This window comes from Thioclava pacifica DSM 10166 (assembly GCF_000714535.1).
Taxonomy (GTDB): Bacteria; Pseudomonadota; Alphaproteobacteria; order Rhodobacterales; family Rhodobacteraceae; genus Thioclava; species Thioclava pacifica.
Genome location: NZ_AUND01000001.1, coordinates 305,041 through 325,168, shown reverse-complemented (window position 1 = coordinate 325,168; position 20,128 = coordinate 305,041). Strand labels below are relative to the sequence as shown.

The following is a 20,128-nucleotide window of genomic DNA, read 5'->3' as shown; positions in this document are numbered from 1 at the left end:
CGCCCAGAACGAGTACGCAGAGCCGCCCTGTTCGCCTCGCGGTGGGACGCGGAAGAGACCGAGGCTCTGGCCCCGCCCGCGCGCGACCGCTATCACGGAGGGCAACGGACCCGCATGACCCGCCGCTGACCGAGGAGATCCCGATGCGCGCCTTCCAGATCGCACAGACCAAGACCGCCCCCCGGATCGTCGCGCTCGACCTGCCTGCCCCCGGCCCCGGCGAGGTTCAGGTTTCGATCCGCGCCTGTGGGCTCAACTTCGCGGACCTGCTCATGATCGAGGGCAAATATCAGGACACGCCCGCAGCCCCCTTCACCCTCGGCATGGAACTGGCCGGCGAGGTGGTCGCGTCCGGTCCGGGCACAGCGCTCACACCGGGCACGCGGGTCGCGGTATTCTCGGGACAGGGCGGACTGGCCGAGGCGGGCAACTTCCCCGAGGAGCGCTGCACGCCGATGCCCGAAGCGATGAGTTTCGCCCAGGCGGCCGCCTTCCAGATTGCCTACGGCACAAGCCATGTCGCGCTTGATGCCCGTGCGGGACTGAAACCGGGCGAGACACTCGTGGTACTCGGCGCGGCGGGTGGCGTTGGCCTGACCGCAGTCGAAATCGGGAAGAAGATGGGCGCGCGGGTGATCGCCTGCGCGCGCGGAGCCGAGAAACTTCAGATCGCGCGTGCGGCCGGGGCCGATGAGACGGTCGACAGCGAGACCGAGGATCTCAAGGGTGCGCTCAAGGCGCTCGGCGGCGCCGATGTGGTCTATGACGCGATCGGTGGCGCGGCGGGCGAAGCCGCCTTTCGTGCGCTCAAGCCCGGCGGGCGCTACCTGGTGATCGGCTTTGCCAGCGGCAGCCAGCCAAAGCTGCCCCTCAATCATGCGCTGGTAAAGAATATCGCGATCCATGGGCTTTACTGGGGCGGCTATCTCAAGCTCGATCCGGGCCTTCTGACCGGCTCGATGGCACGGCTCTTCGACTGGTTCGCGCAAGGCGGCCTCAGCCCGCATATCGGCGGCACCTACCCGCTCGAGCGTGTCGCGGAGGCGCTTGAAGACCTGCGCGCGCGCCGCTCGACCGGCAAGCTGGTGATCGAGATCGGTGGCTAGGCGTAGGCCTCACGCAGCAGCGCGCGCAGACCATCCACCGGCTCACCGGTGAGCTGCCCCGTATCGTAGAGACAGATCCGCGAGCGCCCGAGCGGCGGCAGCCCGCTTTCGGGGCCAAGCGGCACGCAGCCCGCAGGCACATCGCGCGACAGCCGCACCGCGACCCCCATATCGGCCGCGACTGCGGCGCTCGCCATCTCATCGGATTGCCCGTCGAAAGCCGGTTTTGAAACGATCCCCGCCCCCTCCAGCGCGGTCAGTGCCGCTCCGTGAAAGGCACAGCCCTCCTCGATCGACAGCATGAGCGGGCGCTCGTGGACCGCGCGCCCGGCCTGCGCCCCGATCCAGACCAGCTGATCCTCGGACAGAACCTCGGCTTCGGGGCCCGGCGCCTCCTCGGTGGTCAGGATCATGTCGAACTCGCCCGCCTCGAACATCCGGCGCAGGGTCAGCGAGCGGCGCGAGGCGAGCTGCAGACGCACCATCGGCCATTGCAGCGACAGCGCCCGCAGCAGCGCGGGCATCTGCGGACGCACCAGATCATGCGGCAGACCGAAGCGGACATTCACCTCCGCCCCTGCCGCGCGCAATCGCGCCAGCGCCGCATCGTTCTCGGCACAAATTCGACGGGCATGATCGAGAAGCGTCGCCCCGTCACGGGTCAGCATCATCTTCCGATTGGCCCGATCGAAGAGAACCTTGTCGAGGCTCTCCTCCAGCCGGCGGATCTGCATCGAGACCGCCGATTGCGTCAGATTGAGCAGCTTCGCGGCACGGGTAACCGATCCCGTGTCCGAAACCGTCAGCACCGCGCGCAAGGCTGCAATATCGAGATTTTGCGGCATCCGTCACCCAACCATCACGCTTCGTGATACAAAATAGCACAATCATTCGTTTTCATCATAACGAAAACTGGCTCATCCTCAACCACAGATGATTTGCCATGGAGGATAGAACGATGGCCTTCCTGACCCAAAATGACGCTCGTCGTGCTGCGTGCGCGCCCCGTCGGACCAGCTTTTTCGCGACGCTTGCGCGCCTGATCGAAAGCCACCGCTCGCGGCGGGCTCTGCGCCGGCTCGATGCGCGGCTGCTCGACGATATCGGGCGCAGCGAAAGCGAGGCGGCAGAGGAAGCCCGCCGCCGCATCTGGGACGCTCCCAGCCATTGGCGCGCGGGCCGGTGAAACAAAAGGCGTGAAACTAATGTGAAACAGTGCGTTTTCGATGCATCCCAAATCTTGAATTTAGGGTCCGCTATGCCAATATCGATCCCGAAACCGGCGTGAGGGACGGCCGGGTAAAGACTGTTGGAGGTGCTGATGGCTGATTTCGAAACGATGCGGACCCCCCATGTGGGCACGCGTCAGGCTGCGATTGACGAGGGTCTTCGCACGCATATGAACAAGGTCTATGGGCTTATGTCGCTGGCGATGCTGGTGACGGGTGCCGTGGCGTTCGGCGTGGGTACGAACCCGGCTCTGGTGGCCGCGATCTTCGGCTCGGGCCTGAAATGGGTTGTGATGCTCGCGCCTCTCGCGGTGGTCTTCGCCTTCGGCGCGATGATCCACAAGATGTCGACCGCGACCGCGCAGCTGGTCTTCTTCGGCTATGCCGCACTGATGGGGCTGTCGATCAGCTTCATCTTCGCCGTCTATACCGGCGTATCGATCGCGCAGACCTTCCTCGTGACCGCAATCGCCTTCGCGGGCCTTTCGCTTTACGGCTACACCACGAAGCGCAATCTCAGCGCGATGGGCTCCTTCCTGATGATGGGCCTGATCGGCCTGATCGTCGCCTCGATCGTGAACATCTTCCTCGCCTCCTCGGCGATGGCATTCGCGATCTCGGTGATCGGCGTGCTGATCTTCGCGGGCCTGACCGCTTATGACACGCAGAACATCAAGAACACCTACCTCCAGCTCGCCGCTGGCGGTGGCCGGGACTTCATGGGCAAAGCCGCCATCATCGGCGCGCTTCAGCTCTACCTGGACTTCCTGAACATGTTCATGTTCCTGCTGCAATTCCTGGGCAACCGCGAGTAATCGCGCGCCAAGCGAAACAGACGAAGCCCCGCCAATCCGGCGGGGCTTTTTCTTGTTCCGGGCAGGTGTCGCCTTCGCCTCAGCTCTCGCGCACGACACGGAACATCGCGCGGCGCTCGTCGGGCGTCATCTCCGCGAAATGCTCGGCCGGGGTCTTGCGCGGCGGCTCGTAGCGCGCCTGCGCCTCGGCAAAGCCCATCGGGGCCGCGTGTAACGCCTCGGGCCGCAGCGGCTCGGGCGCAAGCTGGGCCGGCGTGATCGGGCGGTTTGTCGCAAGCAAATGGGTCTGGCTCTGGATCAGCTCGAAGCGGCGCGGGCTGCGCCCGATCTCGCCCTCGGCCACAAAACACCCAAGCGCCCGGCTTACATCGCCGAAATCCGAGGTCAGTGGCAGGATCAGGAGCTGAGCCGACAACGCGGACCGACCGAGCGACCGATCCGCGCTCAGCCGCGCCTCGGCGATGGCGGGGCTCGCAAAAACCGCCTCCGTCATTTCGGCCACGCCCTTGCGCGCCTCCGGAGTGAAGAAGGAGGTCAGCGGCATGCCCCGCACCTCCATCCCCATCAGGTCGTTGAGGTGCATCCCCGCGAGGCGGAACCGCGCGATCCCTGGGGCGACGCGTTCGAGGATGAAGGAAAACTCCAGCGCCCGGTTGATGCCGCGCGGGTCGATCTCGGCGCGCGAGGGCATCGGGCGCCCCGCCCGCAAAGCTTCCCAATAGGCGCGCAGCTCATTGGCCACGCGGCGGCCGGTGCCAGCGCCAAGCCGGAGAATAGTCTTGTCGGTGTCGCGTTCCATGATCCACCTGTCGAAGGGGCGGGCAGCCCGCCTGCACAAAGGGGGGAAACGCTCCGGCCCGTTCTGATGCGCCGGTCCTTTCGGTTGACCGTCGGAGCGAAATGATTACTGAACTCTTAATACGCCACTTTTTCGCCACATGGGGAAAGAAACTCTTAAATGGTTAAAGCGACTGAAGCCCCGCGCGCGCCGCATCGCACCGTCTCGATGACGGGGTTCGCCTCCGGTCAGGGGGCCGCGGCGGGACATGACTGGACCTGGGATATCCGTTCGGTCAATGGCAAGGGCTTCGACCTGCGCATGCGTCTGCCCGAGCTCGACGGGCTCGAACCTGCGCTGCGCAAACTCGTCTCGGAGCGGGTCGCGCGCGGCAATGTCTCGTTGAGCCTGCGCCTGACACATAGCGATGCCGTCGAGGCGCTGCGGATCGACCCCACCGGCCTCGAGGCCGCAATCACTGTGGCAGAGGCGGTGCAGGATGCCGCCCGCGCCCGTGGTCTGCCAATCGAGCCGATGCGGGCGGGCGACCTGCTGGCGTTGCGGGGCGTGGTCGAACATGGCGCGCCGCCCGTCAGCGACCCCGACGCGCTGCGCAGCGCGATCCTTGCCGATATCGAAGCCGGCCTCGGGCGGTTCGTGGCAATGCGCGCGGCCGAAGGGGCTGAAATCGGCACCGTGGTCGCGGCACAACTCGACACGATCGAGGATCTGGTTGCCCACGGGGAAGCTGCCGCGGCCGCGCGCAAACCCTCGGCTGCCGAAACGATGCGCGCCGCGCTGACCCGCGTGATCGAGGCCGCTCCCGATCTCGACGAGCCGCGCATCGTGCAGGAGCTGGCGCTGATCGCGATCAAGAGCGACGTGACCGAGGAGATCGACAGGCTGCGCGTCCATGTCACCGCCGCCCGCGCGCTACTGGCCGAGACAGGACCCGTGGGCCGCAAGTTCGAATTTCTCACCCAGGAATTCGTACGCGAGGCAAATACGCTGTGCTCGAAATCTGGCGATGCAACACTGACCCAGATCGGGCTTGCGCTGAAATACGCGATCGATCAGATGCGCGAGCAGATCCAGAACGTGGAGTGAGCCGATGCCCGACACCGCCCGCCGTGGCCTTCTGATCATCCTCTCCTCTCCCTCGGGCGCTGGCAAATCGACGCTGGCCAAGCGACTGATGAACTGGGATCCGACGCTGAGCTTCTCGGTCTCGGCCACGACGCGTGATCCGCGTCCGGGCGAAACCGACGGGATCGAGTATTACTTCAAGACCCGTGCCGAGTTCGAGGCGATGGTCGAGGCGGGCGAGATGCTGGAACATGCCGAGGTCTTCGGCAATTTCTACGGCACGTCGAAAGGCCCGGTCGAACGCGCGATGTCGGAAGGGCGCGACACGCTGTTCGACGTGGACTGGCAGGGCGGTCAGCAGATCCGCAACTCCTCGCTGGGCAAGGACGTGGTCTCGATCTTCATCCTGCCACCCTCGATTGCCGCGCTCGAACAACGGCTCCGCTCGCGTGCGCAGGACAGCGACGCGGTGATCCGGGGACGGATGGAGAAATCGCTGGCCGAGATCAGCCATTGGTCCGAATATGACTACGTGCTGGTCAATGACGATCTCGATGCGGCCGAGGAACGCCTGCGCACCATCCTCACCGCCGAAAGGGTCCGTCGCGACCGCCAGACCTGGCTGACCGGCTTCGTGCGCGGGCTGAACAAGGAGTTTGACGACCGATGATCTATGAGCTCGACGGAATTGCCCCGCAGATCGGCACCGGCGCCTGGGTCGCGCCCGATGCGAACCTGATCGGCAAGGTGGTGCTGGAAGAGGACGCCTCGGTCTGGTTCGGTTGCACCCTGCGTGGCGACAATGAAGAAATCCGCGTCGGGCGTGGCTCAAACGTGCAGGAGAACGTGGTCTGTCACACCGATATGGGGTTTCCGCTGGTGATCGGCGCGGATTGCACGATCGGACACAAGGCGATGCTGCATGGCTGCGTGATCGGGGACGGCTCGCTGATCGGGATGGGCGCGACGGTTCTCAATGGCGCGAAGATCGGCAAGGGCTGCCTGATCGGGGCCGGTGCGCTGATCACCGAGGGCAAGGAAATTCCCGATGGCAGCTTGGTGATGGGTGCACCCGGCAAGATCGTGCGCGAGCTGGACGAGGCCGCCCGTCAACGCCTGCTCGCCTCTGCCGAACATTACAGGCAGAATGCCGCGCGCTTCTCCAAGGGTTTGCGCGTCATCAGCTAATTCTCGCGGTCTCCTCCGTCGGGCACCGCGAAGATATCGAAATCCAGTTTCGGGAACTCTCCGCGCAATTCAGCGCGAATGAGCTGAGTGCTTGGCAGGGGCGTGCTGTAGGCGCGCAAGGGCCCGCCATAACCCAGACCGTCGAGCTTGCGCGCGAGATCGAGAATATCGAAACGTGGCGTCATCAGCGGCGCGAGGATCATCTCGGGGCTTGCCGCGTCCAGCACCGCGCCGTCCAGCATTTCATATCGCGCGCTGGTCAGATCGAGCCCGTCGATCTTGCGCAGCGCAACCGGCAGGTCATGGACGGGGTCGATCAGCAAGAGCCGCTTGCAATTCGCGACATTGTGACTGTGCAACAGGACGGCGCGCAAAGCCTGACTGGAAAAAAGCGGACGCGCCATGGCACCATTTACCTTCTCTACGGGCGTTTGTTCTTAATTTTCTTCAAGCACTGGTAAAGACGATACCCACAAATACACGCTAAGGTTTATCCTGCGTCACGCAGCGCGGCAACCCGGTTTCCTTGCAAACTGCGACCCCGGCATCTGAAACGCTAAAGAGTTAAGAAATCGTCTAAATTGGGAATGCGCTTTACATGGAGCGCGGAATTTTCCAATCCTCCGGCGGTAACCTGCGGAGGAGCGCGCGATGGCGGACGGTATCTTGCAGACGGTTCTTGACGGCTTGCCCGAGGCGACCCTGCTTATCGGCGTCGATGAACGCATCGTGCTCGCCAATACCGCCGCCCTGCGCCTGTTCGGTCCGCACATTGCGGGCCGCCCCTATGTCACCGTTCTGCGCCAGCCCGCATTCGGCTCGGCCCTCTCCGAGGCGTTGCGCGGCGGCCGTCCGGAGCCGGTGCGGCTACGGCTCAATGCCGGCGGGCGCACGGAGGCGATCCAGCTCGTTCATCTCGCCCCGCTGCCATCTGCCCCAGAGGGCCCCCTGCCCCGCGCCTCGGTGCTCGCAAGTTTCGAAGATGTCTCGGCCCTTGAAGAAGCTGAAGCGATGCGACGCGATTTCGTCGCCAATGTCAGCCATGAGCTGCGCACCCCCCTTACCGCACTGATGGGTTTCATCGAGACGTTGCGCTCTTCTGCACGCGACGATGCGGCGGCGCGCGACCGGTTCCTGTCGATCATGGAGCGCGAGGCAGCCCGGATGAACCGCCTCGTGGGAGACCTGCTCTCACTCAGCCGCGTCGAGGGCGAGGAACGGATGCGTCCGACCGGCACGCTCGATCTCGGGCTCGTCTTGCGCGGCGTTCTGCAAGGTCTCGCGCCGGTCGCCGAGGCGGCATCGGTGACGCTCATTCGCGAGGGCGATGAGCGCGGGTTGAACGTGAAGGGCGATCCCGACCAGCTTACCCAGGTCTTCTCGAACCTCGTGGAGAATGCGATCAAATACGGCGGCCAGGGCGGCGAGGTCCGCGTCACGGTGGAACATATCGCGCATGAGCCGGTGCTGCGCGGCCCCGCCTATCGCGTTTCGGTGATCGACAAGGGCGAGGGGATCGAGCCGCAGCATCTGCCGCGCCTGACCGAGCGGTTCTACCGCGTCGACTCCCACCGCTCCCGCGAGAAGGGTGGCACGGGGCTTGGACTCGCGATCGTCAAACATATCGTCGCACGCCATCGCGGGCGGCTGCGGGTCGAAAGCGAGAAAGGCCGCGGCAGCACCTTCTCGGTGGTCCTGCCTGCGGCCTGAGCGCCGGGTCAGCTCGCGAGCGCGACGAATTTCCCACCACAGAACAGAAGCGGCTTTGCCGCCTGATCCCGGTCGATATCGGTCACGCGCCCGATGAAGAGGGTATGATCGCCTGCCTCTACCTCCTGCACCACCTCGGTCAGGAAGATCGTCGAGGCGCCGGGCACCACGGGCAGGCCATTGCGCTCGACGAACGGGTCGGCATGGGCAGGATCGTGGCGGCCCGCGAAATGCATCGCGAGCCCCTCCATCTCGTGGCTCAGGATATTGACCGCGTAACGGCCCGATGCGCGCACCTTCTCGCGCATCTTGCAGTTATGATCGAGCGAGATGGTGATCAGCGGCGGGTCGAGCGAGACCGACATGAAGGCATTCGCCGTCATCCCGTGATCGCCATCCTCGGTGCGTGTCGAGATCACCGTCACGCCGGTTGCGAAACTGCCGCAAGCGTCGCGCAGCGCGCGTGGATCAATGCTGCGCAGATCGCGCGGGTCAATTCCGGACATCGAATTCCTCCCCAAATCTCATATCCTGTGTCAGAAGCGCGCCGGACATCAGCGCCGCTGGATCGGTCGAGCCCTGAAGGGCCACCGCCTCCGCCGCGCGACCCTCGGCACGCAGGCCCCGGATGCGTGTGGACGAGATCACCTCGCCGCCATCGCACAGAACCGCGGGCGCCAATGTCACGTCGAACCGCTCGGCCAAGGTCGTCACGCAGCCCGCCTGTTTTGCGCCGAAGCGGAAATCGGCGCCGACATGAATACGGGCCGGGTTGATCCGCGCCAGATCGTCCAGAAACGCCTCCGGGCTGCGCGCGGCGTAGCTCTGGCAAAACGACGCCAGCACGATGTAATCCGGCCCGAGCCGCGCGATCCGCGCAAGTTTTTCGGAGACGGGCGACAATTGGCGCGCGCGTCCGAAGAACACTTTCGGCGGCGGATCAAAGGTCCAGACGACCGAGGGCACGCCCGCCGCGCGCGCCTCTTCCACAGCGCGCGAGATCAGCGCCTGATGGCCGCGATGGACCCCGTCGAAGGCGCCGATGGTCAGAACGCTCGCGGGCAGCGCGATTTGATCGTCACGCAGGACCTGCGTCTTCATCCCTGTGAAATCCAAACTCATGGGGCTCCTCCTTCCCCGAGGGTGATGACGGCGCGACCCGAACAGCCGCGCCGCCCTCTCGTCTCAGTTCTGGAAGCCGCCCTTGAGGCGGTTCACGTCCCAGGGGTTCACGAGATCTTTCGACACCCAACCATCGAGGTCGTATTCGCTCATGAAATCATCCACGAGGCCGCGCATCGCATCCAGCTCGCCGGTCGCTTGCGCGCTGAACATGGTCTCCATGCGGATGGCTTCGTAATTGCCCGCATAGTTGCTCTCGTAGAGCTCGTGACGGCCGCCGAATTCGGAGCCCATCGCGTCCCAGAGCAGCTTCAAGAGCTTCACGCGATCCACCGCGACCATCCCGTTCGAGCCGCGTACGAAGCGGTCGAGATAGGGGCGCACCTCTTCGGAATGGAAGTCGAGCGTCGAGGACGGCAGGTAGATCAGGCCCGAGGCCACATGGCGCTCGATCAGCTCCTTGATCCGGCTGTAGGCCATCGGCGCGAAGACGCGGTAAGCCATGGCCGAGGACGATTTCGGCGCGAGATAGCCATCGGTGCCGACCCATTGATCCGGGTTCATCACCATCGCATCCGACAGGCCCCAGAACAGGTTGCGCCAGCCGATCACCTCGCCCACCGCCGTCTGCGGACCACGGAAGCCACCGGCGCCGGTCGCATCGAGCGCCTTGGAGAACAGCCCCGCGATGAAGTCGAGCTTCACCGCCAAACGCGTGCAGCCATGCAGCGTGAAGCGCGGCGCGAAACCCGATGCCGGCACGAAGCCGTTGAGCTTCTCGATATCGCCATAGATGAACAGGTTCTCCCAGGGCACCAGCACCTTGTCGAACACGAGGATGGCGTCGTTCTCATCGAGGCGCGAGGACAGCGGATAGTCGAAGGGCGTGCCCATCACCGCCGCGTTCAATTCGTAGGAAGCGCGCGAAATCAGCTTCACGCCGGGGCTGTCCATCGGCGCGGTGAAGGTCAGCGCGAATTTCTTGTCCTTAACCGGGACGCCGTAATAGCCGATGAAGTTGTAATGCGTCAGCGCCGAGCCGGTCGCGACGACCTTGGCGCCGGACACGATCACGCCCGCATCGGTTTCCCGCTCGACCTGCATGAACACATCGCCGGTCTCCTCAGGCGGCAGATGGCGGTCGACGGGCGGATTGACGATGGCGTGGTTCCAGTAGTCGAGCCGCTCCTGGGTACGCGCGTACCACATCTTGGCGTTCTGCTCGTATTCTCCGTAATAGCCCGAATTGGCCCCAAGCGTGCCGAGGAAGGCCGCCTTGTAATCGGGCGCGCGCCCCATCCAGCCATTGGCCACGCGCTGCGTCTCGGCGATGGCGTCGCGGCCTGCGATCAGGTCTTCCTTGGTCTTCGCCCCCTTGAAGAACGGGTGGGTCCAACCGCCCGAGCCGGTATCGGTGGGACGCCCGATCGTATCCTTCTCGGCGTGCAGCTTGTCATACCAGCGCGCCACCATGCGCGACGAGTTACGAAACGCGGGGTGCTTGGTGACATCCTTGACGCGCTCGCCATGGACATAGACCTCGCGGGCGTCCTGCAAGCTGTCGAGATATTCCGCACCGGTATAGGGGGTCGTGACGCCGCTTTGGGCGTCTTTCACTTGGTCTTTCATATTTCCTCCTCCAGCAGGTCGGGATGAGCGAAAGACATGGCCGACCTGTCTGATTGGAGCGTGCCGGAGCGGAGGTCATACCGAAAGGTATCGACAAATACCGGGACTTTTTCCGGCATTACCGGAAGAATGAATTCGGAAATCGACCCGGGAGACCCAAATGAAGACATTACGCAAGGTCGGAGAGCTGTTGCGCCAGTTCACCGCGACCAAACCGGAGCATTCGGTCACGGATCTGTCACGCGCGATCGGCAATTCCGTGAGCGGCACGCATGACCTCGTGAATGGTCTCGCGCGAATCGGGATGCTGCGAAAGGTCGAACGCGGGCGCTATCGGCTGGGGCCGCTGGTCGCCACGCTCAACCGCGCGCTCGAGGACAGCTCGGCGCTTACCCAGGCCGCGCGCCCGGTTCTCGCCGCGCTCTGGCATGATTACGGCGAGACGCTGCATCTGACGCTGCACGATCACGGGCGGCTCCTGGTGCTCGATGCGCTCGAGGGTACGCAGCCCCTGCGCGTCTCGCGCGATGCGCTAGGCTCGTGGGTGGCCCTGCACGACAGTCCCGCCGGGATGCTCCATCTGGCGCAGTTTTCCGAAGCTCAGCTCGTGGAGTATCTCGATCGCAACGCCCGACCCGGCTCGCAACTCGCCGAGCGAGCGGATTTCGCGGCCACGCTCGACGCGCCGCGCCGCGACGGGTTTCTTGCCGGGCCGATGGGGAAAGAGCCCGACGTGATCTGCGTCTCCGCCGCGATCCGGGACCATATCGCCCGGCCCATTGCCGTGCTCGCGATGTCGATCCCGCGCTCGCGCCACGAGGTCCAGCCGCGCGCCTATCGCAATATCGCGCTGGAGGCCGCGCGCACGATCTCCATGCGTCTAGGGTATGATCCGCAGCAAAGATGAACCTTTCAGGTATCACAGGATACCGCCCACCCGTCTGGCCGCACGCGCCTTTTGCGTGCCAGTCTCCCCCCATCGAATTGAAGGCGACGCCCGGAGGAGGGCCGCCCGCCGCATCCGAGGAGGAAAACCAATGCGCAACGTAACCGTGGATAACGTGACCGATGTCGTCATCGACTCTCTGGGCAAACATGCCGACATCGCACCCCGCCAGCGTGAGATCATGGAAAGCCTGATCAAGCACCTGCACGGCTTCTGCAAGGACGTGAACCTGACCCATGATGAATTCCTCTATGCTTGCGACTATCTGGGCCGCGCAGGCGCGCTCTGCTCGGACAAGCGCCAGGAATTCATTCTTCTGGGCGACATCCTCGGCGTGGAAGTCCTCGTCGACATGCTCTCGAACCCGATCTCGGGCGACGAGACCGTCTCGACGGTACTCGGGCCGTTCTTCCGCGAGAACGCGCCGGTGATGCCCAAAGGCGCCTCGACCGTTCAAAAGCATTTCGACGGGCAGGAAACCGTCTATGTCGAGGGCTACATCCTCGACAACAAGGGCAACCCGATCCCCGGCGCGATCATCGACGTATGGGAAGATGCGCCCAACGGTCTTTACGAGAACCACGACCCCGAACAGCCCGATTACAACCTGCGCGGCCGCTTCGAGAGCGATGCCAAGGGCCATTATGCCTTCACCGCGATCCGCCCCGTCCCCTACCCGATCCCCGGCGACGAAACCGCGGGCGAGCTGATCCGCTACATGGGCCACCACTGCATGCGTCCCGGCCACATCCACATGATGGTCACCCGTGACGGCTATCGCCCGCTGATCTCGCAGATCTACGACGCCGACAGCGCGCATCTCGACGATGACTCGGTCTTCGCCGTCAAGGAAGACCTGATCGGCAAGTTCGAAAAGGCCCCCGAAGGCGCCGAGACCGACCTCGTTCTGCGGTTCGATTTCACGCTCGCCGATCAGGCTCAGGCGATGGCCGCGGAATAAGCTACGCGGCGTGAAGAGTTCCCGGCGCCGCCCTGGTGGCGCCGGATTTTGCATGAAACAGTTAGTGCATTTCGAAGGACAGATCCGATGAACAACCCCGGTGTCGCGAAACTTGCCACGCATTTCGAGGGATCAAGCCCCCGTGCTGGTCGCCAGATCGCACAGATCGAAACCATGATCGTCGACTGTCCGACGACCCGGCGCCACAAGCTGTCCAACACGGAAATCAACTTTCAGTCCTATGTGATTGTGCGCGCCGAACTGGCCGATGGATCTATCGGCTGGGGCGAGGCCTCGACTTTGGGCGGCCCGCGTTGGGCCGAAGAAAGCGTCGAGGCGATGAAGGCCAATATCGATACCTATCTGACCCCTGCACTGGCGGGCGCGAACGCGCTCGATTTCGAGCTGAACGCCGCCAAAATGGCCAAGGCCGCGAGCCGCAATAACGCCGCGCGTGCAGCCGTCGATGCGGCGCTTTACGATGCGGTCGGCCAGTCGCTCGGTCTGCCGGTCGCGGTTCTGATGGGCGGTGCGGTGCGCGACAAGATCGAGGTGATCTGGGCGCTGGCCTCGGGCGATGCCGATCAGGAGATCGAGGAAGCCAACCGCAAATTCGATGCGCGGGAGCATCGGCGCTTCAAGATCAAGCTCGGTTTCAACGCGCCCGATCAGGACATGATCCGCCTGCGCAAGGTCGTCTCGGCGCTGGAAGGCAAAGCGACCGAGATCATCGTCGACGTGAACCAGGGCTGGACCGAGGCAACCGCGATCCGCTACCTGCCGCAACTGGCCGAGATGGGTGTGTCGCTGATCGAACAGCCCCTGCGCCCCGGCCTGATCGCCGCAACCGCCCGCGTCGCCGCCCGCGTCGCGGTCCCGGTCATGGTCGACGAGGCCGCCTTCACAGGCGCCGATATCGTCGCCAACGGCACCTCGGCGGCGGGATCGGTCTATTCGCTGAAACTGGTGAAATCGGGCGGTCTGATCGAACTCAAGCGCGCCGCCGGCATCGCACAGGCCTGCGGCATGGAACTCTATGGCGGCTGCCTGATCGAGAGCGGCATCGGGGCCGCGGCGCATCTGGCGGTGTTCTCCACCCTGCCCCGTCTGGAATGGGGCTGCGAACATTTCGGCCCGAAGATCCTGAAGACGGACCTGACCGGCGGCGAAATCCGCTTTGCCGATTTCCACGTCCATTGCCCGACCGGCCCCGGCCTCGGCATCACCGTGAACAAGGACGCGCTGGCCGCCTGCGCGCGCAAGGGCTGATCCGATGCCGATCCTGCACTGGTCCCCGCGCTCGCCCTATGTCCGCAAAGCGATGGTCGCTCTGCATGAGAAAGGTCTCGCCGCATCGGTCGAAACCGTGCGCACCCATGCCGACCCGATGATCCCGCATGAAGGGCTGATGGCGATCAATCCGCTGTCGAAGATCCCGACGCTGGAGCTCGAGGACGGGCGGGTGCTGTTCGACAGCCATGTTGTCTGCGAATGGGCCGATCTTGAGGGCAAGGGCGGGCCGCAACTGTTCCCGTCCGATCCGGCGGCGCGGCTTGAGGCCGAACGCGACGAGGCACTGGGAACGGGGCTGCTGGATGTGGCGCTGCCCTGGCTGGTCGAGTTGAATATGCGCCCCGAGGCGCAGCGCTCCGACCAGATGCTAGACGTGTATCGCACGAAGATGAACCGGGTTGCCGACTGGCTGGAGACCCACGCCCCGCGGCTGACCGAGCGACCGTTCGATATCGGCCATCTCAGCATCGGCGTGGCGCTGTGCTATCTCGATTTCCGCTTCGATGCGGAGGGTTGGCGCCAAGGCCGCCCGGCCTTGGCGAAATGGCATGAAGGCTTTAGCGAGCGACCCTCCGTCAAGGCTACGACCTTCCGCGACGACCCGCGCCCGACCTGAGCGAAGGCCTCAATCCATCACATCAGCTACGCCGCGCAGCTTACTGTTTTCTCGCGAATTTTCGTGTGACCTCGAGGAAATGCATCACTTGCGGCGCGCGGTTGTCGAGCCGCGCATGCACGGTCAGCCCGGTGCCCGGATTATAGCCTATATAGGGCCTGTAGATCACGCCGGGGCGTTGCGTGCGCGACACCGATTCCGGCACCACGGCAATCCCCACCCCCACCGAAACAAGGCTGATCGCAGATTGGAAATCTTGCGCCAGATCGGTTGCCTTCGGCTTGAACCCCTCGCGCGCGCAGATATCCAGCACCTTGTCGGCATAGCTGGGCCGGGGTTTGCGCGGATAGAGAACGAAGGTCTGATCAGCCAGATCGGCAAGGCGGATCTCGGGGCGCGTACCCAGCTCGGAATTGTCGGGCAACGCGAGAATCAAAGGTTCTGTGCAAAGCGGTTCGCGACGGAACTCTTCATCCTCAAGCACCGGCCGCGCCACCGCGATATCGACCTCGCGGCTCACCAGCGCACTCTGCAGTTCGGCATTGTTCATCGCCGAAAGCTGCAACTCGACCTCCGGATAGAACGACCGATAAGATTTGATCAGTGTCGGCAGAACCCCGTGCGAGGCAGAGCCCACGAAGGCGATCCGCAAGCGCCCCGAGGCGCCCGATCCCACCAGCTTGGTCTCGCGATAAGCCGCATCGAGCCGGTCGAGCAATTGCCGCGCATGGTCTTGCAGCACCTCGCCCGCCTGGGTCAGGCGGATCTGGCTGCGCGAGCGGTCGAACAGCTGCACTTCCAGCTCCGCTTCCAACGCCGCGATCTGACGCGAGAGCGGCGGCTGTGCGATATCGAGCCGGTTCGCCGCGCGCCCGAAATGCAACTCCTCCGCCACTGCGAGGAAATATTTGAGACGCTTGAAATCCATCCCGGCGCTCCCTCCCGGTGATACCATATAGGTCATCACAGACCTCCATTCACTATCGAAAAAGGTATCGGTTGATGCCGGGCGCGACGGACATGCCGCACCCGGCCGGGAAGGTTCAGAACACCTTCAACAGCCGCAGTTCGGCCACGTAGTCGTTCTTGAAACCGCCATCGACATGCACGTCCTTGGCCAGCATCCCCTGGATCTGCACCGTCGGGCTGACGAAGGTGTTGGCGTAAAGGCGCAGCTGGTCGCGCTCGGTACGCTGACCGGTATCGACGCCGTTGACCTTGACCTTGCCGCCGCGCTGCGAGGACACCCCGAAGGAGACAGAGGTCTTCTGCCCGAATTGCTTGCGCAGGTAGGCCTGCAGCTGCGGCGCGGGGGCGCGCTCGATCTTGTCGCCGTTCTCGGTGTGATCCTTGGTGAGCGCCACATCCGCCACCACGTCAAGATAGTAGCCGCCGCCAAGCCCCTGAATAAGCCCCATCTGCGGGGTCAAAGTCCAGGTGCCCGAGCCGGCGCTGACCTTGGCCGCGTCGTAATTGCCCGTGGGCGCGGTGAGGAAGGCCGTCAGACCCAGCGTGGTGCCGGTCTCGGGGTTCGAGGGTTGCACCGGCCAGACCGAGAAGCCCAGCGTCAGATCGCCGACCCCTTGCGCCTTGGGCATATCGGTCCCGCCGATCCGTGCGCTGTCAAACCCAACCACGGGCAGAACCGCCTGGTAGAGCGCGGGCATGCCGAAGGCTTGCGAATAATGCAGCCCGCGCAGGACCATCACATTCGCATCGAGCTTCGAATCCGGTGCCTTGCCGCCGCCGATCTCGAACGTGCCCGAGCTTTGATGCTGGAAATAGAGCAGGCCGATATTCGTGCCCGAGGGCATGATCGCGTAATCCCCGGGGGCCACGTCGATCGCATGGGCCGGCATTGCGGCAAGCGACATCAGCGCGCTCAAGGCGAGCGCGGCGCGTTTCAGTTTCATGGGTGTTTCCCCTCCCTTTGTGTAAAGCTGTCTCCGGGCACTCCGGGCGGGGCTCCTCTTCCCCTCCCGGTCCGGGATTCCGCGCGCGGCCGAAACCAGCGCGCGGAACGTGTCTGTCAGGCGCTCTCCTTCAGCAGGCCGCGTTCGCGCGCCATGGTCATCGCAGTGTCCTGGATCATGTCTTCCTGACCGCCGATCATCTTCTTGCGGCCGAGTTCCACGAGGATATCGCGTGCCGGGATGCCAAAGCGGGCGCCGGCGCGTTTCGCGGGCAGCAGGAAGGTCGAATAGACCCCGGCAAAGCCCAGCGTCAGCGCCTCGCGGTCGGCGCGCACGACGTGATCCATGAAGGGCACCACGACATCCTCGGCCAGATCCATCAGCGCGAAGGTGTCAGAACCGGTCTCGATCTCCATCCGGTCGCAGACAGCGGCCAGCACCTCGATGGGCGCATTGCCCGCGCCTGCGCCAAGCCCTGCCAGCGAAGCGTCGATCCGGGTCGCGCCCGCGCCGATGGCGGCGATGGAGTTGGCAATGCCGAGGCCAAGATTATGGTGACCGTGGAAGCCGATCTCGGTCTCGGGTTTCAGCGCATCGCGCATCATCGAGATCGCATGGGTGACCTCATGGGTCAGCATCGCGCCCGCCGAGTCGGTGACATAGACCGTGTTGGCGCCATAGCTCTCCATCAGGAGCGCCTGTTCCGTCAGCCCCTCGGCCGAGTTCAGATGCGACATCATCAGGAAGCCCGAAGCATCCATGCCGAGCTTGCGCGCGAAGGCGATATGCTGCGGCGAGGTATCGGCCTCGGTGCAATGGGTCGCCACATGGACCGAGCGCGCGCCGCACTCATAGGCCTCTTCGAGCTCCTTCATCGTGCCGAGACCGGGAATCAGCAGCACCGAAATCGTCGCCTGCTTCACCACCTCGGCCACCGCCGAGATATATTCCGCGTTGGACGCCAGCGCGCGGCCATGCTGGATCGAGTTGCCGCCCAGCCCCGCGCCATGAGTGACCTGCATGTAAGGCACGCCCGCTTCGTCGAGACCCTTGGCGATCTTGACCATCATCTCGACGGGGATCTGCTCGCGCTTGGCATGCATGCCATCGCGCAGGGACATGTCGTGCAGTTTGACCTTCAGGCCTTCCATGCCCGATTTCGCTTTTTCATGGGTCATTGTGCCGGCTCCAGTTTCTTGAGTTCCATCGACCCGTCGAGGATCCGTTCGGCGAACATCTCGGCAGTGCGTGCGGCGGCCGCCGTCATGATGTCGAGATTGCCCGCATAGGTCGGCAGGTAGTCGCCAAGCCCCGCGACCTCCATGAAGACCGCGACGCGGTTGCCGTCGAAGTCGGGGCCGTTCACCAGCTTGTAGCCGGGGACGTAGCGCTGCACCTGCGCGATCATTTCCTTGACCGATTTGGTGATCGCGGCCTGGTCCGGCTCGCCCTCGACCTCGCAATAGATCGTGTTGCGCATGATCATCGGCGGGTCGGCGGGGTTGATGATAGCCAGCGCCTTGCCCTTCTTCGCGCCCCCCACCTTCTCGATCGCGTTCGAGGTGGTGAAGGTGAATTCATCAAGGTTCGCCCGCGTCCCCGGCCCGATGGATTTCGAGGAAAGCGAGGCGATGATCTCGGCATATTCGACCGTTTGCACCGCGCCCACGGCCGAGACGATCGGGATCGTCGCCTGACCCGCGCAGGAGATCATGTTGACGTTCATCGGCGTCGCTTTCGCCAGATCACCAAGGTTCACCGGCGGCACGCACAAGGGACCGATCGCGGCGGGCGTCAGGTCGACCATGAACACGCCCAGCTCATTGAGCTTGCGCGAGTTCTCTGCGTGGACATAGGCCGAGGTCGCGTCAAAAGCGATCTGGATGCCGTCGGCCTCGACATGGGGCAGCAGCCCGTCGACGCCCTCATGGGTGGTTTTCAGCCCCTTGTCAGCGGCGCGCTTGAGCCCGTCGGAATTGGGGTCGATGCCGACCATCCAGACCGGCTCCAACACGTCCGAGCGCAGCAGCTTGAACATCAGATCGGTGCCGATATTGCCCGACCCGATCAGGGCACATTTGATCTTGTTCATCTTGAACCTCCTTGGCTCGGGATCACTCGGTGAAGGTCACCGTGATCGAGCCCATCTCGTAAAATCTCGCGGTAATGGAATCGCCGGGCTTGACGGCCACGGCGGCGGTGATCGCGCCGGCCATCACGAAGCTGCCCGCGGGCAGAACCTCGCCCATGTCGTCCAGAACGCCGACCAGCATCGCGATCGCCTCGGCGGGGTGGCCCAGCACCTCGGCGCCCGCGCCGATCTGGGCGATCTCGCCGTTATGTTCGAGCACGACCCCCACGGTCCGCAGATCAAGCGCATCGGGGCGGATCATCCGCCCGCCCGGCACGAAGCGGGCCGAGCTGGAATTGTCGGCCAGCACCGATTCCAGGTCGAACTTGAACCCGGTGAAGCGCGAGTCGATCACCTCCAGCGCGGGCTGGACGTAATCGGTCGCCGCCAGCACCTCTTCCTTGGTAACCTTGCCCGACAGCTCCTTGTTGGTGACGAAGGCAATCTCGGCCTCGACACGCGGGTGGATCATGTCCGACACCGTGATCTTCGAATTCGCCGGACGCTCCATCGCATCGGTCAGGAAGCCCACGCCGGGGGTCGAGACCCCCATCTGCGCCATTTTCGGCTTCGAAGTCAGACCCGCTTTCCAACCGATCACCCGCTCGCCCTTCTTCTCCAGATTGCGCCGCAGCGCAGTTTGGACGCGATAGGCATCGGCGATGGTCAGATCGGGGTAATCCTCGGTCAGCTTGCGGATCGGCGTCGCGTAACGCTGCGCAGTCTCGACGCGTTCGGCCATGCGGATGATCGCTTCGTCATCGACGCTGTTGGGTTGATCGAGGCTCATACCATCGCCCTCCCGGCAAAACGCATCTCGCACGAGCCGATGCCCGCGATTTCGCAAGTGAAGTGATCGCCGTCACGCACATCCAGCAACGGCGCCTGCGCGCCCGAGAGGATGATCTCGCCCGCCTTGAGCGGAATGCCCAGACGACCCAGAGTGTTGGCGAGCCACGCGACCGCCATCACCGGCGAGCCCTGCACCGCTGCCCCTGCCCCGGTGGCGACCACTTCGCCGTTCTTCTCGATCACCATGCCTGCAAGGCTCAGGTCCAGATCGCGCGGATCGGCCTTGGCATCGCCCAGCACGAACACGCCGCAGGACGCATTGTCCGCCACGGTGTCCTGGATCTTGATCTTCCAGTCCTCGAAACGGGTATCGACGATCTCGAAACAGGGCGTCACGTAGTCAGTGGCGCGGATCACATCCGTCACCGTCACACCCGGCCCGATCAGATCTTCCTTGAGGCGGAAGGCCAGTTCGCCCTCGAGGCGCGGCTGCATCAGTTTCGACAGGTCGATCGTCGCGCCATCCTCAAACAGCATCCGCTTCGTCACCTGCCCGAAATCGGGTTGGTAGACGCCAAGCGCGTCCTGAATGGCGCGGCTCGTCAGGCCGATCTTCTTGCCGACGACCTCGTCGCCCGCTTCCAGACGCCGCTCCAGCATCCGCAACTGGATGCGATAGGCGTCCTCGATATCGCTCTCGGGTTCGAGCGCGCTGATTTTCTGAGTCGGTCGGCCCGAGCGCAGCGCGTCATAAAGCGCATCGCCCAAGCTCTCGATCTTGGTGTTATCCAGCATATGTCCTCCGTCGCGGCC

The 20,128-nt window shown here is 64.3% G+C and carries 23 protein-coding genes; 11 read left to right on the top strand and 12 right to left on the bottom strand.

Annotated features, from left to right (window positions below; translation table 11 throughout):
- Positions 1-143: 143 nt before the first annotated feature.
- Complete coding sequence (locus TP2_RS01420) at positions 144-1,106, top strand: NADPH:quinone oxidoreductase family protein (protein ID WP_038072563.1); 963 nt, start codon at positions 144-146, stop codon at positions 1,104-1,106.
- Here the strand turns inward: TP2_RS01420 and TP2_RS01415 are convergent.
- Positions 1,103-1,951 (bottom strand): LysR family transcriptional regulator, encoded by an 849-nt coding sequence (locus TP2_RS01415; protein ID WP_038072561.1) that lies wholly within the window; start codon positions 1,949-1,951, stop codon positions 1,103-1,105. The genes TP2_RS01420 and TP2_RS01415 overlap by 4 nt on opposite strands.
- A gap of 113 nt (positions 1,952-2,064) precedes the next feature.
- On the opposite strand from TP2_RS01415, the gene TP2_RS01410 reads away from it, so the two are divergent.
- On the top strand, positions 2,065-2,292 hold the full coding sequence (locus TP2_RS01410; protein ID WP_038072559.1) for a YjiS-like domain-containing protein: 228 nt from the start codon (positions 2,065-2,067) through the stop codon (positions 2,290-2,292).
- Between the two features lie 135 nt (positions 2,293-2,427).
- Positions 2,428-3,150 (top strand): Bax inhibitor-1/YccA family protein, encoded by a 723-nt coding sequence (locus TP2_RS01405; RefSeq protein WP_038073290.1) that lies wholly within the window; start codon positions 2,428-2,430, stop codon positions 3,148-3,150.
- Between the two features lie 79 nt (positions 3,151-3,229).
- On the opposite strand, the gene TP2_RS01400 is transcribed toward TP2_RS01405, so the two are convergent.
- Positions 3,230-3,949: a PAS domain-containing protein gene (locus TP2_RS01400; RefSeq protein WP_038072557.1), complete on the bottom strand. Its 720-nt coding sequence runs from the start codon at positions 3,947-3,949 to the stop codon at positions 3,230-3,232.
- Between the two features lie 159 nt (positions 3,950-4,108).
- Between TP2_RS01400 and TP2_RS01395 the strand changes: the two genes are divergently transcribed.
- The 3 genes from TP2_RS01395 to TP2_RS01385 are packed head-to-tail and all read left to right on the top strand — an operon-like array spanning position 4,109 to position 6,202.
- On the top strand, positions 4,109-5,035 hold the full coding sequence (locus tag TP2_RS01395; RefSeq protein ID WP_240473679.1) for a YicC/YloC family endoribonuclease: 927 nt from the start codon (positions 4,109-4,111) through the stop codon (positions 5,033-5,035).
- Positions 5,036-5,039: 4 nt separating this feature from the next.
- A complete protein-coding gene (gmk, locus tag TP2_RS01390) occupies positions 5,040-5,684 on the top strand; it encodes a guanylate kinase (RefSeq protein ID WP_038072555.1) in 645 nt (214 codons plus the stop codon).
- Positions 5,681-6,202: a gamma carbonic anhydrase family protein gene (locus TP2_RS01385; RefSeq protein WP_038072553.1), complete on the top strand. Its 522-nt coding sequence runs from the start codon at positions 5,681-5,683 to the stop codon at positions 6,200-6,202. The genes gmk and TP2_RS01385 overlap by 4 nt, the downstream gene beginning before the upstream one ends.
- Here the strand turns inward: TP2_RS01385 and TP2_RS01380 are convergent.
- Complete coding sequence (locus TP2_RS01380; RefSeq protein WP_038072551.1) at positions 6,199-6,606, bottom strand: hypothetical protein; 408 nt, start codon at positions 6,604-6,606, stop codon at positions 6,199-6,201. The two genes, TP2_RS01385 and TP2_RS01380, sit on opposite strands and share 4 nt — an antisense overlap.
- Positions 6,607-6,853: 247 nt before the next feature.
- Between TP2_RS01380 and TP2_RS01375 the strand changes: the two genes are divergently transcribed.
- Positions 6,854-7,912 (top strand): ATP-binding protein, encoded by a 1,059-nt coding sequence (locus TP2_RS01375; RefSeq protein WP_038072549.1) that lies wholly within the window; start codon positions 6,854-6,856, stop codon positions 7,910-7,912.
- A gap of 8 nt (positions 7,913-7,920) precedes the next feature.
- Here TP2_RS01375 and TP2_RS01370 read toward each other — a convergent pair whose 3' ends face one another.
- From TP2_RS01370 to TP2_RS01360, 3 genes are all read right to left on the bottom strand, one after another.
- Positions 7,921-8,418 carry a flavin reductase family protein gene (locus tag TP2_RS01370; protein ID WP_084713763.1) on the bottom strand — a complete coding sequence of 166 codons (498 nt, stop codon included), beginning with the start codon at positions 8,416-8,418 and terminating at the stop codon, positions 7,921-7,923.
- The gene (locus TP2_RS01365; RefSeq protein WP_038072547.1) at positions 8,405-9,034 is read right to left on the bottom strand and encodes an FAD synthetase family protein; all 630 of its coding nucleotides are present in this window, start codon (positions 9,032-9,034) and stop codon (positions 8,405-8,407) included. The genes TP2_RS01370 and TP2_RS01365 overlap by 14 nt, the downstream gene beginning before the upstream one ends.
- A gap of 63 nt (positions 9,035-9,097) precedes the next feature.
- Positions 9,098-10,663 carry a 4-hydroxyphenylacetate 3-hydroxylase N-terminal domain-containing protein gene (locus TP2_RS01360; RefSeq protein ID WP_038072545.1) on the bottom strand — a complete coding sequence of 522 codons (1,566 nt, stop codon included), beginning with the start codon at positions 10,661-10,663 and terminating at the stop codon, positions 9,098-9,100.
- Positions 10,664-10,823: 160 nt separating this feature from the next.
- Here TP2_RS01360 and TP2_RS01355 point away from each other — a divergent pair, with 160 nt between their 5' ends.
- From TP2_RS01355 to TP2_RS01340, 4 genes are all read left to right on the top strand, one after another.
- Entirely contained in the window at positions 10,824-11,570 is a 747-nt protein-coding gene (locus TP2_RS01355) for an IclR family transcriptional regulator (protein WP_038072543.1), read from the top strand.
- 130 nt (positions 11,571-11,700) lie between these two features.
- A complete protein-coding gene (locus TP2_RS01350; RefSeq protein ID WP_038072541.1) occupies positions 11,701-12,570 on the top strand; it encodes a dioxygenase family protein in 870 nt (289 codons plus the stop codon).
- An 87-nt stretch (positions 12,571-12,657) separates the two neighbouring features.
- Positions 12,658-13,839 (top strand): muconate/chloromuconate family cycloisomerase, encoded by a 1,182-nt coding sequence (locus TP2_RS01345; protein WP_038072539.1) that lies wholly within the window; start codon positions 12,658-12,660, stop codon positions 13,837-13,839.
- 4 nt (positions 13,840-13,843) lie between these two features.
- Positions 13,844-14,479, top strand: a complete 636-nt coding sequence (locus tag TP2_RS01340) for a glutathione S-transferase family protein (RefSeq protein ID WP_038072537.1) — start codon at positions 13,844-13,846, stop codon at positions 14,477-14,479.
- Positions 14,480-14,519: 40 nt separating this feature from the next.
- On the opposite strand, the gene TP2_RS01335 is transcribed toward TP2_RS01340, so the two are convergent.
- From TP2_RS01335 to TP2_RS01310, 6 genes are all read right to left on the bottom strand, one after another.
- Positions 14,520-15,407 carry a LysR family transcriptional regulator gene (locus TP2_RS01335; RefSeq protein WP_038072535.1) on the bottom strand — a complete coding sequence of 296 codons (888 nt, stop codon included), beginning with the start codon at positions 15,405-15,407 and terminating at the stop codon, positions 14,520-14,522.
- Positions 15,408-15,522: 115 nt separating this feature from the next.
- Positions 15,523-16,392, bottom strand: a complete 870-nt coding sequence (locus tag TP2_RS01330) for a transporter (protein WP_038072533.1) — start codon at positions 16,390-16,392, stop codon at positions 15,523-15,525.
- A gap of 116 nt (positions 16,393-16,508) precedes the next feature.
- The gene (gene dmpG / locus TP2_RS01325) at positions 16,509-17,570 is read right to left on the bottom strand and encodes a 4-hydroxy-2-oxovalerate aldolase (protein WP_038072530.1); all 1,062 of its coding nucleotides are present in this window, start codon (positions 17,568-17,570) and stop codon (positions 16,509-16,511) included.
- On the bottom strand, positions 17,567-18,484 hold the full coding sequence (locus TP2_RS01320; protein WP_038072528.1) for an acetaldehyde dehydrogenase (acetylating): 918 nt from the start codon (positions 18,482-18,484) through the stop codon (positions 17,567-17,569). Before TP2_RS01320 ends, dmpG begins: the two co-directional genes overlap by 4 nt.
- A gap of 22 nt (positions 18,485-18,506) precedes the next feature.
- Positions 18,507-19,313, bottom strand: a complete 807-nt coding sequence (gene dmpH, locus TP2_RS01315; RefSeq protein ID WP_038072526.1) for a 2-oxo-3-hexenedioate decarboxylase — start codon at positions 19,311-19,313, stop codon at positions 18,507-18,509.
- Positions 19,310-20,110: a fumarylacetoacetate hydrolase family protein gene (locus tag TP2_RS01310; protein WP_276202119.1), complete on the bottom strand. Its 801-nt coding sequence runs from the start codon at positions 20,108-20,110 to the stop codon at positions 19,310-19,312. Before TP2_RS01310 ends, dmpH begins: the two co-directional genes overlap by 4 nt.
- Between the last annotated feature and the right edge of the window lie 18 nt (positions 20,111-20,128).